The 325-nt window shown below is 58.2% G+C and carries 1 protein-coding gene; it reads left to right on the top strand.

Annotation, left to right across the window (positions count from 1 at the left end; translation table 11 throughout):
- Positions 1-325: UbiA family prenyltransferase (locus AX744_RS07835; RefSeq protein ID WP_197429186.1), on the top strand; the 325-nt coding region annotated here is incomplete at its 5' end.

Raw genomic sequence — 325 nt, 5'->3', positions numbered from 1 at the left:
CAACTGGAAACCGACGACTCGCACAGCGACCGGACCGAATGAAGGGGGCGGCCCAGACCCGTTGCTCTTCGCGGCGCTTTTTGTCGGAACAACCTTGGTGATTGCATCCGCCTGTGTGCTAAACAATGTGCTCGATCGTGACATCGACACCCTGATGGAGCGTACAAAGAAACGAGCGACCGTCACGGGCAGTGTTAGCGGCAGGAACGCGGTCATTTTCTCAACCGTGCTCGGCATTGTAGGTATGGTGATTCTCGTCGTATGGACGAACTGGCTCTTCGCAGTTGAGGGTGTAGCCCGGGACCGCCGGCTGGTTCGCGGATAG

It is taken from the genome of Microbacterium sp. CCH5-D1 (genome assembly GCF_001557335.1).
Classification (GTDB): Bacteria; Actinomycetota; Actinomycetes; order Actinomycetales; family Microbacteriaceae; genus Microbacterium; species Microbacterium oxydans.
This window is presented reverse-complemented; position numbering and strand designations above follow the sequence as displayed.